We start from the raw sequence: 13,175 nt of genomic DNA, 5'->3' as shown, positions 1-13,175 counted from the left end.
CAGCGGCGATCCGGAGCGGTCAGGAGCAGTCCCCCGATTCGTGGTTCTGCCACAGCGTCGCCGCGTGCAGCGCCTCGATCAGGCGCTCGTCGTCGGCGAACGAGGGATCCCGGCCCAGTGGCACCCACCGGCGGCACACCTCGCGGCCGTCCTCGTACCCGGTCAGCAGCAACCCCGGGTACGACAGGGACAGGGGCTCACCGTCCGGCCCCGCCACCTCGACCCGTCTCAGGCGCATGGCCACCCGCACCTGGCGCGTCCCGCGCGAACCACCCATCCACACCTGCCCGCTCGACCCCGGTACCCCGAGGTCGTCCGCCGGGCCGCGTTGGTTACCGCCCGTTGCTCCCGATTCGGCAACGGCGGGCACCCCTTCCGCGTCCTACCGGGGTGGCGCGGGCAGAATTGGCCCCCGCAACCGCGAGCAGGGAGTGATCAACATCGTGACAGTGGCCGTGCAGTCGATCGAGCAGAAGATCGCCGAGGAACTCGGCGTCCGCGAAGGGCAGGTCAAGGCCGCCGTGGACCTGCTCGACGGCGGGGCGACCGTGCCGTTCGTCGCTCGGTACCGCAAGGAGGTGACCGGCGCGCTCGACGACGCCCAGCTGCGGACGCTGGAGGACCGGCTGCGGTACCTGCGGGAGCTCGACGAGCGCCGGGCCGCGATCCTCGAGTCGATCGACAGCCAGGGCAAGCTCACCGAGGAGCTGGCCGAGGCGATCCGCGCCGCGGACACCAAGGCCCGGCTGGAGGACATCTACCTGCCCTACAAGCCGAAGCGGCGCACCAAGGCGCAGATCGCCCGCGAGGCCGGGCTGGAGCCGCTGGCCGAGGGCCTGCTGAACGACCCGGGCACCGACCCGCACGCGGCCGCGGCCGCCTTCGCCGACCCCGACAAGGGCGTCGCGGACGCCCAGGCCGCCCTCGACGGCGCCCGCGCGATCCTCGTCGAGCGGTTCGCCGAGGACGCCGACCTGATCGGTGAGCTGCGCGAGAAGATGTGGCGCGAGGGGTACTTCTCCTCGAAGGTCCGCCAGGGCAAGGAGACCGAGGGCGCGAAGTTCGCCGACTACTTCGACTTCGCCGAGCCGTTCACCAAGATGCCCTCGCACCGGGTGCTGGCGATGTTGCGCGGGGAGAAGGAGGAGGTCCTCGACCTCACCGTGGAGCCCGCGGAGCCGCGGGACTCCGCTGCGGAGCCGCGGACCGGCCCGTCGGACTACGAGCAGCGGATCGCGCAGCGGTTCGGGATCACCGACGCCGGCCGGCCCGCCGACAAGTGGCTGGCCGACACCGTGCGATGGGCGTGGCGCACCAAGATCCTCCTGCACCTGGGCATCGACCTGCGGATGCGGCTGCGGCAGAAGGCCGAGGAGGACGCGGTGAACGTGTTCGCCGCGAACCTGCGTGACCTGCTGCTGGCCGCGCCCGCGGGCACCCGCGCGACGATGGGCCTGGACCCGGGCTTCCGCACCGGGGTGAAGGTCGCGGTCGTCGACCCGACCGGCAAGGTGGTCAACACCCACACGATCTACCCGCACCAGCCGCAGAACCGGTGGGATCAGTCGATCGACGAGCTGGCGAAGCTGTGTGCCGCCCACTCGGTCGACCTGATCGCGATCGGCAACGGCACCGCGTCCCGGGAGACCGACCGGCTGGCGATCGAGCTGATCAAGCGGCACCCCGAGCTGAAGCTGACCAAGGCCGTCGTCTCCGAGGCGGGCGCGTCGGTGTACTCGGCGTCCGCGTTCGCCTCGCAGGAGCTGCCGGAACTGGACGTCTCGCTGCGCGGCGCGGTCTCGATCGCGCGGCGGCTGCAGGACCCGCTGGCCGAGCTGGTGAAGATCGACCCCAAGTCGATCGGTGTCGGGCAGTACCAGCACGACGTGTCCGAGGTGGCGTTGTCCCGCTCGCTGGACGCGGTGGTGGAAGACTGCGTGAACGCCGTCGGGGTGGACGTCAACACCGCCTCGACGCCGTTGCTGACCCGGGTTTCCGGCATCACCGCGGGGCTGGCGGAGAACATCGTCAACCACCGCGACGCGCACGGCCCGTTCCGGTCGCGCTCGGCGCTGAAGGAGGTGCCGCGGCTCGGCCCGAAGGCGTTCGAGCAGTGCGCCGGCTTCCTGCGCATCCGCGGCGGCGACGACCCGCTGGATTCCTCCAGCGTGCACCCGGAGGCGTACCCGGTGGTGCGGCGGATCCTGTCCAGGACCGGTGTCGAGCTGCGTGAGCTGATCGGCAATGAGCGGGTGCTGCGCAAGCTGCGGCCGGAGGACTTCGTCGACGACACGTTCGGCCTGCCGACGGTCACCGACATCCTGGCCGAGCTGGAGAAGCCCGGCCGCGACCCGCGCCCGGCGTTCAAGACCGCGACGTTCGCCGAGGGTGTGGAGAAGATCGGCGACCTCAAGCCCGGCATGCGGCTGGAGGGCGTGGTCACCAACGTGGCCGCGTTCGGCGCGTTCGTCGACATCGGGGTGCACCAGGACGGGCTGGTGCACGTGTCGGCGATGTCGAAGAACTTCGTCAAGGACCCGCGCGAGGTGGTCAAGCCGGGTGACATCGTGAAGGTGAAGGTGCTCGAGGTCGACATCGCACGCAAGCGGATCTCGCTGACCCTGCGGCTGGACGACGAGGTCACCGGCGGCCGCGCGAAACCCGCTGGTCAGGGCGGCGGTGAGCGCCGGGGCGCCCAGCCGCGCAAGGGCGGTCAGCCGAAGCGGCGCGAGCCGGCCGGCGGCGGTGGCGCGCTGGCCGAGGCACTCCGGAAGGCCGGCTACGGTCGCTGAAGCGCTGTTCGGGGTCCATCATCGAGGGGTGCGGTGGGCCGATTTCCTGGCGGAGCGATCCGCGCGGCGGTGGCTGCGCGGTGTCGCCGGCCGGCTCGGCCCGGGCTGGCACGCGCTGACCGCGGACCCTGCGTTGTGGCGTGCGGTGGACCGGCACGAGGCCGCGGTCGCCGACGCGGTGCGGTGCGAGCAGGACATGGTCCCGCGCCAGGAGCCGGTGAGCAGGCTCGTCCTGCTCGCCGGGCACGCGCACGACGTGTGGACCGAGGCTGCACGCGCGGGCTGGCAGCCGCCGCTCGACGGCGCCTCCTGGAACGAACGGGAGTGGACGGGCCTGCGCCTGCTGGCGTGCCTCCGGCTGGCCGCCGCGGAGCCGCACGGGCCAAAACTGCCGCGCGCCGCCGAGGCCGCCCGGGTCCGGTCCGCGGGAACCGGTGAACAAGTGAACAATCGACCCGAGTTGTTCGGCTGAACTTCGGAAAAAAAGCCCCGCACTGGTACTGGTGAATCCCTGACGGACTTGCCTACTATCATATTTCCTTTTTTCCGGCAGGGCGTCCGGAGGTGATGCCGTTGGTGTTCTTCCGAGTCCTCGGGCCGCTCGAGGTGGAGGTTCGCGGGCGGCCGGCAGCCCTCGGTGGCCCGAAGCCGCGCCTGCTGCTGGCCGCGCTGCTGCTCCAGCCCAACGCGACGGTTTCCGCGGACACGCTGACCGACGTGTTGTGGCCGGACCGGGCGCCGCGGTCCGCCGCGGCGAACCTGCGGACCTATGTGCACGGTCTGCGCCGGCTACTGGGCGACCGCATCGAGGGCCGCGCGGGCGGGTACCTGCTGCGTGTCGCGCCGGACGAGCTGGACGCCACCCTCGCCGAGCAGCTGGCGGCCCGGGCGCACACCGAACCCGCGGCCGCGCTCCTCGACCGCGCGGCGGGGTTGTGGCGTGGCGACGTGCTCGAAGACCTGCCGCACCACCACACCTGGTTGTCCACTGTGGCCCGCTTGCGTGAGCTGCGCCTGTCCGTGCAGGAGCACCGGCTGCGGCTGCGCGTCGAGTCCGGGCGGCACGACGAGGCGATCGCCGACCTGCGCGGTCTGCTGGCCGAGCATCCGCTGCGCGAGGAGCTGTGGCGGCTGCTCATCGTCGCGCTGGGTGCGGACGGGCGCCAGGTCGAGGCGCTCGCCGCCTACGCCGAGGCCGAGCAGCTGCTGCGGGCGGAACTGGACACCGAGCCCGGAGCCCGGCTGCGGCAGGCCGTCGCCGACGTCGGCACGGTCACGCCGGTGTGCCAGCTGCCGCTCGACCTGCCGGACTTCGCCGGCCGCACGGAGCCGCTCGCGGAGCTGACCGGGGTGCTCGACGGCGAGCGGACGTCGGTCGTCGTGCTGTCCGGGCCGCCCGGCGCCGGGAAGTCCGCGCTGGCCGTGCACGCCGCCCACGTCGTCCGCGACCGCTATCCCGACGGTCAGCTCTACGTCGACCTGCGCGGCACGTCGGACTCGCCCCGCCGGCCACTGGACGTCCTGACCGAGCTGCTGCACGCGCTCGGCGTGCCGGACCCCGCGATCCCGCGTGAGCTCGGCGAACGGTCCGCCCTGCTGCGGTCGCGGCTCGCCGGGCGGCGGGTGTGCGTGGTGCTCGACGACGCCGCCTGCGCGGCCCAGGTGCGCCCGTTGCTGCCCGGCGCGGGTGCGTGCGCGGTGCTGGTGACCAGCCGGGGACGGCTGCCGGATCTCACCGGAGCCCGGCACGCCGACGTCGGTGTGCTGTCCGCGGCGGAGGCCGCGGAGCTGCTGACGCGGATCGCCGGACCGGCGCGCACACAGGCGGAACCCGCGGCGGCGGCCGAGATCGTCGAGGCGTGCGGCCGGCTGCCGCTGGCCATCCGCATCGCCGGGGCCCGCCTGTCGCTCCGTCGCGAATGGACACTCCGGACGCTCGCCCGCCGGCTCGCCGACGAACGCCGCCGCCTCGACGAGCTGCGCGTCGGCGATCTCGCGGTGCGCGCCAGCCTCACGCTCAGCTACGAGCAACTGCCGGGCAGCTGCGCCCGCGCCTTCCGGGCGCTGGCCGCGCTGGGACCGCTGCCGTTCCCGGGCTGGATGGTCGGTGCGCTGCTCGGCCGGGAGTGCGCCGACGAGGTGCTGGACGCGCTGGTCGACGCGCACCTGGTCGAGTCGGTGGGCCGGCGGTACCGGCTGCACGACCTGGTGCGCTGCTACGCGCGGGAACTCGCCGACCCGGCCGAGGACGGCATCCGGCGCGTGGTCGAGGGCTGCCTGTCGCTGGCCACCGAGGCGGCGGAGCGGATGCCGGTGCGGTTCTTCGGCGCCACGCCCGGACCGCTGCCGCCGGACCTGTGGTGTCCGGATCGGACGGTGCTCGCCGATCCCGTGGCGTGGTACGCGGGGGAACAACCCGTAGCGCTCGTCGAACTCGCCGTCCGCCACGGGCTCGACGCGCTCGCGTGGCGGATGGCAACGGCCTTCGCCCCGTACTTCGACCTGCGCGGCCACCACGAGGATTGGCGCCGCACGCACGAGCTGGCGCTCGGCGCGGCGGAACGCGCCGGAGACCCGCGCGGGCAGGCGGTGGTACTGCGCAACCTCGGGCAGCTCGAGATCTACCAGGACGACTACGCCGCCGCGCACAGCGCGTTCACGCGTGCGCTGGCATTGTTCCGGAGCATCGGCGACGACCAGGGCGCGGCCGTCGCGCTGGCCGGGCTGAGCACGATCCGGCGGATGGCGGGCGAGTACGAGGCGGCGCTGTCGCACTGCCACGACGCACTGGAGTTGTTCGTCCGCCACGGCGACCGGCACGGCGAGGCGGTGGTGCGGATCGCCATCGGGTCCGTCTGGCTCGCGCGCGGTTGCGGGGCCACCGCCGAGCGCTGGCTGACCGACGCGCGCGAGGTGTGCGTGGAGATCGGCGACCGGCACCGGGAGGCGCATGCGCGGCACCGCATCGCGCTGCTGCACCAGCACCGCGGCGACCTCGGCACGGCTCGCGAAGAACTGGACCGGGCGATCACGATCTTCGGCGAGCTGGGCGACGACCACTGCGTGCGCTACGCGCACCAGAGCCTCGGCGAGCTGTGCCTGCGCACCGGCGAGCTCACGCACGCGAAGCTGCTGCTGGTCAACTCGCTGGCGGTCCACCGGCGCGACGGTGACCGGCGGTCCGAGGCGGAGGCGGGACAGCTGCTGGGTGAGCTGCACGAGCGGCTCGGGCAGGTGCACGAGGCCCACGGCCTGTTCCGGCGATCATTGGAGATCTGGGCGGAGCTCGGCGCCGACGACGCGGCGGACGCGCTGCGGGAACGGTTGTGTCACCAGCCATTGACCATGATCACCAGCGGGTCCATGCTGCCCTCAGCAACCCCAGTGACTTCGGAGACAGCCGGGAGGCGGCGATGAGCACGTTCGTCGTGGTCGGCGGTACCGGCCGGACCGGGCGGCGGATCGCCGACCGGCTCAGCGGCGGCGGCCACCGGGTCGTGGCGGCGAGCCGCAGTTCGGAGCCCGCGCTGGACCTCACCGGCAAACCGGATCCGGCCCTGTTCACCGGCGCCGAGGGTGTCGTGATCGCGGTGGAGCCGCCGAAGGACCCGGAGGCCGCCGAGGCCGCGATGCACCACGGGATCGCGGCCATCGCCGAGATCGCGGCGCGCGACGACATCCCGGTGGTCCTGGTGTCGCAGATCTACCTCACCCGGCCGGCCGCGCACCCGGAGATGAGCGCGCGCATCGAGGCGCGTGCCCGCGGCGAGCAGGCGCTGCGCGACAGCGGGGCGCAGTACACGATCGTCCGGCCGAGCTGGTTGCACGACCTGCCGGCCGCCGGGGTGCGCGTCGAACAGGGCGACACCGGCGAAGGCCGGGTGAGCCGCGACGCGGTGGCCGACGCCGCGGTCGCCGCGCTGTTCGACCCCGCCGCGTCGGGCAAGACCTTCGAGCTGTACGACGACGCGGACTCACCGCGCCCGGACTGGCCGTCGGTGTTCGCCGCGTTGCACCCCGATCAGTGACGCGGCGCGGGTAGCGGCTCCAGCACCTGCTTGCTGCGGTGCTGGTAGATGATCGAGGTCCGGAACGCGAAGATCTCCCGGCGGCTGGTGAAGCGTTCCAGGAGGAACGCGTGCAGCTGGTCGATGTCCTGCGCGGTGACGTGCACGAGGAAGTCGTCGCTGCCTGCCATCGAGAACACCGCGATCACCTCGGGCAGTTGCGCCATCGAGCGTTCGAACGCGTCCACCACGTCCCGGGTCAGCGGCCGGAGCTGCGTCGCGACGAGCGCCTGCACCCCGCGGTTGAGAGCGGTCAGGTCGATGTCGGCGTGGTAGCCGCGGATGACGCCGCGCTGGCGCAGCAGGCGGATCCGTTCCAGGCACGTCGAGGGCGCGATCCCGACCTTGCGCGCGATGTCCCGGTTCGACTGCCGCGCATCCTCCTGGAGAAGCCGTACGATCGCCGAATCAAGTTCATCCATGTTCGCAGCTCCGATGCTCGCGCCGAATATCGTTCGGCCAATTCGCTATTCAATTGGGCATCAGCCTACCGTCCCGGCTCATGAACCATGACGAGGTGAAGGTGCGGCGCGGTCCTCGTTCCGGGCTGGCGTTGATCGTCGCGATCCACTCGCGGGCGCTGGGGCCCGCGGCGGGCGGCATCCGGTTGCGCCGGTACCCGGACTGGCGGGACGGGCTGGCCGACGCGTTGCGCCTGTCGGAGGCGATGACGTTGAAGAACGCCGCGGCGGGACTGGATTTCGGCGGCGGCAAGAGCGTGATCGCGCTCGAACCGGGGACGTCGCTGACGCCGGAGCTGCGCGAGGCGGCGTTGCTCGATCTGGGCGAGATGATCGACTCCTTCGGCGGGTCCTACTTCGGCGGCCCGGATGTGGGGACGGGCCCGGACGACATGGTGGTGGTGCGGCGGGCGACGTCGCGGGTGTTCTGCCTGCCGGCGGAGCACGGCGGGACGGGCTCGTCGAGCGTGCCGACGGCGGCGGGGGTGTACGCGGCGGTGCGCGCGGGGGCGCGGCACGTGTTCGGCAGTGCCGATCTCACCGGCCGCACGGTGGTCGTGAGCGGGCTCGGTTCGGTCGGTTCGCTGGTGGCGCGCCACGTGTCGGAGGCGGGTGCGCGGGTGCTGGTGTCCGATGTGGACCCGGCGAAGCGCGCGGGCGGGTTCGAGTGGGTGGAGCCGGCGAAGGCGTTGCGCACGCCCGCGGACATCCTGGTGCCGGCCGCCGTGGGCGGGGTGCTGTCGGCGGAGCTGGTGCCGGAGCTGTCCGTGCCGCTGATCGTGGGGCCGGCGAACAACCAGCTGACGGAGGATCCGGTCGCGGCGGAGCTGGCCGCCCGGGGAGTCGTGTGGGTGCCGGACTTCGTGGCGAGCGCGGGCGGCGCGGTGTACGTCCTGCTCCGGGAGGTCGAGGGCCTGTCCCACGCCGCGGCGATGTCCCGGGTCGAGTCGATCGGGGACACGGTGTCCGCGGTCCTGACGGCTGCGCGCGACAAGGGCACGACCCCGCTGGCGGAAGCCCTGGCCCGCGCCTCGGCGCGGCTGACGCCCTGAGCGGTGCCCACCAGGCTGCCGGGGAGCCGCCGGCCCGTCCGGCGGCTCCCCGGACCGTCTAGCGCTGCTCGTAGGACTCCCGCGCGTCGAGCAGCTCCTCCCAGTGCTCGCCCGCCCAGGCGCAGACCGACTTCATCGGCGCCAGCATGCTGCGGCCGAGGGGCGTGAGCGCGTATTCGACGCGCGCCGGTGTCCCGGGGTGGCTGGTGCGGCGGACGAGACCGTCGCGTTCGAGACCGCGCAGCGACTTGGTCAGCATCTTCGGCGTGACCCGCCGCAACGGCACGCGCAGTTCGGAGAACCGGCGCGGCCCGCCCTCCAGGCAGGCGATCACCAGCGGCGCCCACTTGTCGCCGAACCGGATCGGCACCAGGCCCGACGGGCAGATCTCGTCGAACATGTCCGGCGGCAGGGGTTCACGCATACTGCCACGGTAACCGGTATCCGGGAGGAAACCGGGGTGCTGGCTACGGTCGCGTCATGAGCAGAATCGTGGTTTTCGGCGCCGGTGGGCGAGCGGGACGGCAGGTGGTCGCGGAGGCTTCGCGACGTGGACACGAGGTGACGGCGGTGGTCCGGGACCCGTCGCAGCACGCGGCGCCGGACGGGGTGGAACTGGTGGCGGGCGACGTCACCGATCCGGCAGCCGTCGCCGCGCTGGTGAAGGGCCAGGACGCGGTGATCTCCGCAGCCGCCGTCTACGGCGAGGGCACCGATCCGCACGCCTTCTTCACGGAGTCGGCCCGGGCGCTGGTCGCGGCCGAGCCGGCGCGCCTGGTCGTCGTGGGCATCGCGTCGCTGGCGGCGGACGCCTCGGGGCAGGTGTGGATGGACACGCCCGGGTTCCCGGCCGAGTTCCGCCCGTTCTCGGCGGCACACGCGGCCGGGTTGGCCGTGCTGCGCGACAGCGATGTGGACTGGCTGTACGTCAGCCCGGCCGGAGACTTCGATCACACCGGAGGGCGTACCGGCGCCTACCGGGTCGCCGCGCACGGGGATCCAGCGAACCGGATTTCCTATGCGGACTTCGGGATCGCGCTGGTCGACGAGGCCCTGAACGGGCGTCACCAGCGGCAGCACCTCGTGATCAGCGGGGCTTGACCTCAAGTAATATAGAGGTTCCATGCTGGCCGGCATGGACAAACTTGATGTTGCGGTGATCGTCGGCAGCACGCGGGAGGGCCGGTTCGGCCCGGTGGTCGCGCAGTGGTTCGCCGAGCAGGCGTCCACCCACGGCGGCTACCGGGTCGACGTGATCGACCTCGCCGAGGCGAACCTTCCCGCGGCGCTCTCCGGCCGGATGACCGCCGAGGTGCGGGCGATCAGCGAGCGGCTGGAGCGGGCGGACGCGTTCGTCGTGGTGACCCCGGAGTACAACCACAGCTACCCGGCATCGCTCAAGACGCTGCTCGACTGGCACGGAACGCAGTGGCGGGCGAAGCCGGTGGCGTTCGTGTCGTACGGCGGCCTGTCCGGTGGGTTGCGGGCGGTGGAGCACCTGCGCCCGGTTTTCGCCGAGCTGCACGCGACGACGATCCGGGAAACCGTGAGCTTCCACGGCGTCTGGGGCCAGTTCGACGACCAGGGCGAGCTGGTGAGCCCCGACGCGGCCACCGCCGCGGCGAAGACCCTGCTCGACCAGCTGTCCTGGTGGGCCCACGCGCTCCGCGACGCGCGGCGTGTGCGGCCCTACGCCAGCTGACCCCGCTGGCGATCGGCCCACCCGGGGCCGGCCCCGCCATGCCGGTGCCCACTCCATCGGGAGCAGATTTCGGGGCGTGGCCTGCATTCGCGTGGCGCCCGGCGCACCCTCGCCGGCTCACCCCGGACCTGGCCTGCACTCGAGTGGCGCACGCTCGACTCACCCTCGTCAGCCACCCCAGGGCTGGCCTCCGCTCGCCTGGCACGCCCGGTTCACCGGCGAGGCACCGGGTGGCGGGGAGCAGTGCTGCTCCCCGCCACCCGGCCCGCACCGGTCGTCCAGTTGTCCCACCACCAGTTACCGGCCCAGTCCCGCTGGTACCGGGTGCCGGCCCCGGCGCTGGACCGCCGCGGCACGAGGTCGCGCGTCAAGGTCACCAGCTCACCACCACGCACCCATCCCGTGCCGTTCGCCGGTCCGCCGCGCCGCGCGCACCGGGTGCGTCACCGACCTGGGATCACTCCCCTGCCTTCTGCGCCAGCTCGTCGAGCCCGGCTGCGAACGCCCGGCCGATCTCGCTGATCTCCGGGCTTCGGATCGTCAACGGCGGCGACACGGCCAGCGCCTTGGCGAGCGTCCGGGTGAGCACACCGCGCTGACGGATGAGCAGGCTGAGGTCGGGTACGGCGGAAGGCAACCGGTCGAACAGCTCCGGCCGCAATTCGACGGCCGCCAGCAGGCCGACTCCCGCCCGCACCTCGCGCACCAGGGGGTGCGCCGTCAGCGGCTTCAGAGCCGCCGCGAGCTCGTCTTCCAGGAGCCGGCCCCGCTCGACCAGGTTGTCGCGCGCGAGGATGTCGAGGTTGGCCAGCGCAGCTGCGCAGCAGGCCGGGTGGCCCGAGTAGGTGGCGCCGTGCCGGAGTGTGGTGCCGGGCCGCTCCCAGAACGGCTCGGCCACGCGCCCGTGCACGACCACGCCACCCATCGGCAGGTAGCCGCTGGTGACTCCCTTGGCGAAGGTGATCAGGTCCGGTTCCACGCCCCACCGCTCGACGCCGAACCACGTGCCGAGCCGGCCGAACCCGCAGATCACCGCATCGGCGATCACCAGGACGCCGTACTCGCGGCACACGTCCACCACGCCCTGCACGTAGCCCTCCGGCGGCGCGAGCACACCGCCAGCGCCGATGACGGGCTCGAACAGGAACGCCGCGACGCGGTCCGGACCGATGCGCCGGATCTCCTCGCGCAACGCGTCCACCGAGTCGTGGGCAACGCGCGACGAGGAGGGCAGGATTTCGCCGAACCCGATTCGGTTGGCGTCGATGCCGGCGACGCCGGTGCCGATGCCGTTCGTGCCGTGGTAGGAGTTCGTACGACTGATGACGTGCACGCGCTCGGGCTGCCCCTGCGCGTCGTGGTAGCGGCGGGCGATCTTGACCGCACTGTCGATCGCCTCGCCACCTCCGGTGGTGAGGAACACCTTGGCATCCGGCATCGGTGCGAGCTCCGCGAGCCGTCCCGCGAGTGCGCGAGCCGGTTCATTGGCGAAGTCGCCGAATACCGAGTAGCCGGCGAGCTTGCGCATCTGCTCGGCCGCGGCGTCGGCGATCTCCGCCCGGCCGTGGCCCACGTTGGCGTACCACAGGCTGGCCGTGGCATCCAGGTAGCGGTTGCCGGCGGTGTCGTAGACCCAGACGTCCTCGCCTCGTTCGAGGACGAATTCCTCGTCCCGGACCACTGCCATGTCCGAGAACGGATGCCACAGTGCTGTTTCCATCCCCTCACGGTAGCGGGCGAACGACCTTGCCGGGGTTGAGAATTCCGAGCGGGTCGAACACCTGTTTGACCGCCTGGTGGACCGAGACACCCACCTCGCCCAGCTCCGTCTCCAGCCAGTCCCGCTTCAACATGCCTACGCCGTGCTCACCGGTGATCGTGCCGCCCAGCCGGAGACCGAGCGCCATGATCGCGTCGAACGCGGCCCGTCCACGCCGCACCGAGTCCGGGTCCGCGCCGTCGAAGACCACGTTCGGGTGCATGTTGCCGTCCCCCGCGTGCCCGCATGTCGGGATGAGCACGTCGTGCTCGCGGGAGATCGCGGTGACACCCTCGAAGAACTCCGCCAACCGCGACCGCGGCACGCACACGTCGTCGACGAGCCGGTCACCCAGCCGTTCCATCGCCACCCCGGCGAGCCGACGTGCCGCGATGAGCATGTCCGCCTCGGCACGGTTGCTCGCCACCAGCACGTCGGTCGCGCCGCAGCTTCGCGCGGCCTTCGCGAAGACCTCGAGATCCTGCGGCGCCGCCGGACCACGGTCCGACTGGGCGATCAGCACGGCCTCGACGTCGTCCGGGAAACCCAGGTCCCGGTACGCCGCGACCGCGTCGATCGTCGGCTTGTCCATCAGCTCCAGTACCGACGGACGTTGGCCCGTGCCGAGGTACTCCGTGACCGCCCGGCACGCCGCCGGCGGGTTCGCGAAGAACGCGACCGCCGTCAACGGCGACTCCGCCACGGGCCTCAGCGCCACGGTGATCTCGGTGATCACCGCGAGCGTTCCCTCCGAGCCCGTGAACAACCGGACGAGGTCGTACCCGGCAACCCCCTTGGCCGTACGGCGCCCGGTCCGCAGCACCCGCCCGTCGGCCAGCACCACCTCCAGCTCCCGAACGAAATCACCAGTGACGCCGTACTTCACGCAGCAGAGCCCGCCGGCGTTGGTGGCGACGTTGCCACCGATCGTCGACGACTCCCACGAGCCGGGGTCGGGCGGGTAGAACAAGCCCTTGTCCCCGACCGCGCGGGACAGGACGGCGTTCACGACTCCCGGCTGCACTGTCGCCGTGTGGTTGATCTCGTCGATGTCCAGGATGCGGGTCATCCGCTCCATCGAGAGCAGGATCGCCCCATCCACCGCGTTCGCCCCTCCGGACAGTCCCGTCCGGGCACCCTGCGGGACGACAGGGGTCCGGTACCGGGAAGCGATACGCAGGATTCTTACGACGTCCTCGGTCCTGGACGGCCGGGCCAGGGCGATCGGCACACCCGCGGTGCCGAAACCGGCCTGGTCGAAGCGGTAACCGGCCAGCACATCCCGGTCGGTCGTCACGAAATCGGCTTCGAGCTCGGCGATGAGTCCCACCAACTCACCGTA

General features: G+C 72.3%; 13 protein-coding genes. 7 read left to right on the top strand and 6 right to left on the bottom strand.

The annotated features are described in order from the left end of the window. Positions 1–19: 19 nt before the first annotated feature. Positions 20–238, bottom strand: a complete 219-nt coding sequence (locus FHX45_RS22375; protein WP_243869188.1) for a hypothetical protein — start codon at positions 236–238, stop codon at positions 20–22. A 193-nt stretch (positions 239–431) separates the two neighbouring features. Here FHX45_RS22375 and FHX45_RS22370 point away from each other — a divergent pair, with 193 nt between their 5' ends. From FHX45_RS22370 to FHX45_RS22355, 4 genes are all read left to right on the top strand, one after another. Then, entirely contained in the window at positions 432–2,792 is a 2,361-nt protein-coding gene (locus FHX45_RS22370) for a Tex-like N-terminal domain-containing protein (protein WP_167105387.1), read from the top strand. A 28-nt stretch (positions 2,793–2,820) separates the two neighbouring features. Beyond that, positions 2,821–3,264 (top strand): DUF6401 family natural product biosynthesis protein, encoded by a 444-nt coding sequence (locus FHX45_RS22365; protein WP_167105384.1) that lies wholly within the window; start codon positions 2,821–2,823, stop codon positions 3,262–3,264. 95 nt (positions 3,265–3,359) lie between these two features. Next, positions 3,360–6,209: an AfsR/SARP family transcriptional regulator gene (locus FHX45_RS22360; protein ID WP_167105381.1), complete on the top strand. Its 2,850-nt coding sequence runs from the start codon at positions 3,360–3,362 to the stop codon at positions 6,207–6,209. Continuing rightward, a complete protein-coding gene (locus FHX45_RS22355) occupies positions 6,206–6,820 on the top strand; it encodes an SDR family oxidoreductase (RefSeq protein ID WP_167105379.1) in 615 nt (204 codons plus the stop codon). The genes FHX45_RS22360 and FHX45_RS22355 overlap by 4 nt, the downstream gene beginning before the upstream one ends. Here the strand turns inward: FHX45_RS22355 and FHX45_RS22350 are convergent. After that, positions 6,814–7,281 (bottom strand): Lrp/AsnC family transcriptional regulator, encoded by a 468-nt coding sequence (locus FHX45_RS22350; protein WP_167105376.1) that lies wholly within the window; start codon positions 7,279–7,281, stop codon positions 6,814–6,816. The genes FHX45_RS22355 and FHX45_RS22350 overlap by 7 nt on opposite strands. An 80-nt stretch (positions 7,282–7,361) precedes the next feature. Between FHX45_RS22350 and FHX45_RS28480 the strand changes: the two genes are divergently transcribed. Further along, positions 7,362–8,372, top strand: a complete 1,011-nt coding sequence (locus tag FHX45_RS28480) for a Glu/Leu/Phe/Val dehydrogenase (RefSeq protein WP_167105373.1) — start codon at positions 7,362–7,364, stop codon at positions 8,370–8,372. A gap of 58 nt (positions 8,373–8,430) precedes the next feature. Here the strand turns inward: FHX45_RS28480 and FHX45_RS22340 are convergent, their stop codons facing one another. Next, positions 8,431–8,796: a winged helix-turn-helix transcriptional regulator gene (locus FHX45_RS22340; RefSeq protein WP_167105371.1), complete on the bottom strand. Its 366-nt coding sequence runs from the start codon at positions 8,794–8,796 to the stop codon at positions 8,431–8,433. 56 nt (positions 8,797–8,852) lie between these two features. Between FHX45_RS22340 and FHX45_RS22335 the strand changes: the two genes are divergently transcribed. Together FHX45_RS22335 and FHX45_RS22330 are read left to right on the top strand one after the other, a co-directional pair. Beyond that, positions 8,853–9,473: an NAD(P)-dependent oxidoreductase gene (locus FHX45_RS22335; RefSeq protein WP_167105368.1), complete on the top strand. Its 621-nt coding sequence runs from the start codon at positions 8,853–8,855 to the stop codon at positions 9,471–9,473. A 34-nt stretch (positions 9,474–9,507) separates the two neighbouring features. Beyond that, complete coding sequence (locus FHX45_RS22330; RefSeq protein ID WP_167105365.1) at positions 9,508–10,074, top strand: NADPH-dependent FMN reductase; 567 nt, start codon at positions 9,508–9,510, stop codon at positions 10,072–10,074. A gap of 212 nt (positions 10,075–10,286) precedes the next feature. On the opposite strand, the gene FHX45_RS22325 is transcribed toward FHX45_RS22330, so the two are convergent. The 3 genes from FHX45_RS22325 to FHX45_RS22315 all read right to left on the bottom strand — a co-directional run bounded on the left by FHX45_RS22325 (position 10,287) and on the right by FHX45_RS22315 (position 13,163). Continuing rightward, positions 10,287–10,451 carry a hypothetical protein gene (locus FHX45_RS22325; RefSeq protein ID WP_167105362.1) on the bottom strand — a complete coding sequence of 55 codons (165 nt, stop codon included), beginning with the start codon at positions 10,449–10,451 and terminating at the stop codon, positions 10,287–10,289. A gap of 80 nt (positions 10,452–10,531) precedes the next feature. Further along, positions 10,532–11,794, bottom strand: coding sequence for an aminotransferase family protein (locus tag FHX45_RS22320; RefSeq protein WP_167105359.1), 1,263 nt, complete (start codon positions 11,792–11,794; stop codon positions 10,532–10,534). Positions 11,795–11,798: 4 nt separating this feature from the next. Beyond that, the gene (locus FHX45_RS22315; protein ID WP_167105356.1) at positions 11,799–13,163 is read right to left on the bottom strand and encodes an FAD-linked oxidase C-terminal domain-containing protein; all 1,365 of its coding nucleotides are present in this window, start codon (positions 13,161–13,163) and stop codon (positions 11,799–11,801) included. Between the last annotated feature and the right edge of the window lie 12 nt (positions 13,164–13,175).

This window comes from Amycolatopsis granulosa (assembly GCF_011758745.1).
GTDB lineage: Bacteria > Actinomycetota > Actinomycetes > Mycobacteriales > Pseudonocardiaceae > Amycolatopsis_E > Amycolatopsis_E granulosa.
The sequence above is the reverse complement of the archived record's forward strand: the minus strand, read 5'-3'. Positions and strand labels throughout refer to the sequence as shown.

Excerpts from the sequence above, each read along its gene's own strand:
- FHX45_RS22320 (WP_167105359.1), bottom strand. The coding sequence starts at position 11,794 with ATGGAAACAGCACTGTGGCATCCGTTCTCGGACATGGCAGTGGTCCGG.
- FHX45_RS22335 (WP_167105368.1), top strand. The coding sequence starts at position 8,853 with ATGAGCAGAATCGTGGTTTTCGGCGCCGGTGGGCGAGCGGGACGGCAG.
- FHX45_RS22375 (WP_243869188.1), bottom strand. The coding sequence starts at position 238 with ATGCGCCTGAGACGGGTCGAGGTGGCGGGGCCGGACGGTGAGCCCCTG.
- FHX45_RS28480 (WP_167105373.1), top strand. The coding sequence starts at position 7,362 with ATGAACCATGACGAGGTGAAGGTGCGGCGCGGTCCTCGTTCCGGGCTG.
- FHX45_RS22355 (WP_167105379.1), top strand. The coding sequence starts at position 6,206 with ATGAGCACGTTCGTCGTGGTCGGCGGTACCGGCCGGACCGGGCGGCGG.
- FHX45_RS22350 (WP_167105376.1), bottom strand. The coding sequence starts at position 7,281 with ATGGATGAACTTGATTCGGCGATCGTACGGCTTCTCCAGGAGGATGCG.
- FHX45_RS22360 (WP_167105381.1), top strand. The coding sequence starts at position 3,360 with ATGCCGTTGGTGTTCTTCCGAGTCCTCGGGCCGCTCGAGGTGGAGGTT.
- FHX45_RS22340 (WP_167105371.1), bottom strand. The coding sequence starts at position 8,796 with ATGCGTGAACCCCTGCCGCCGGACATGTTCGACGAGATCTGCCCGTCG.
- FHX45_RS22330 (WP_167105365.1), top strand. The coding sequence starts at position 9,508 with ATGGACAAACTTGATGTTGCGGTGATCGTCGGCAGCACGCGGGAGGGC.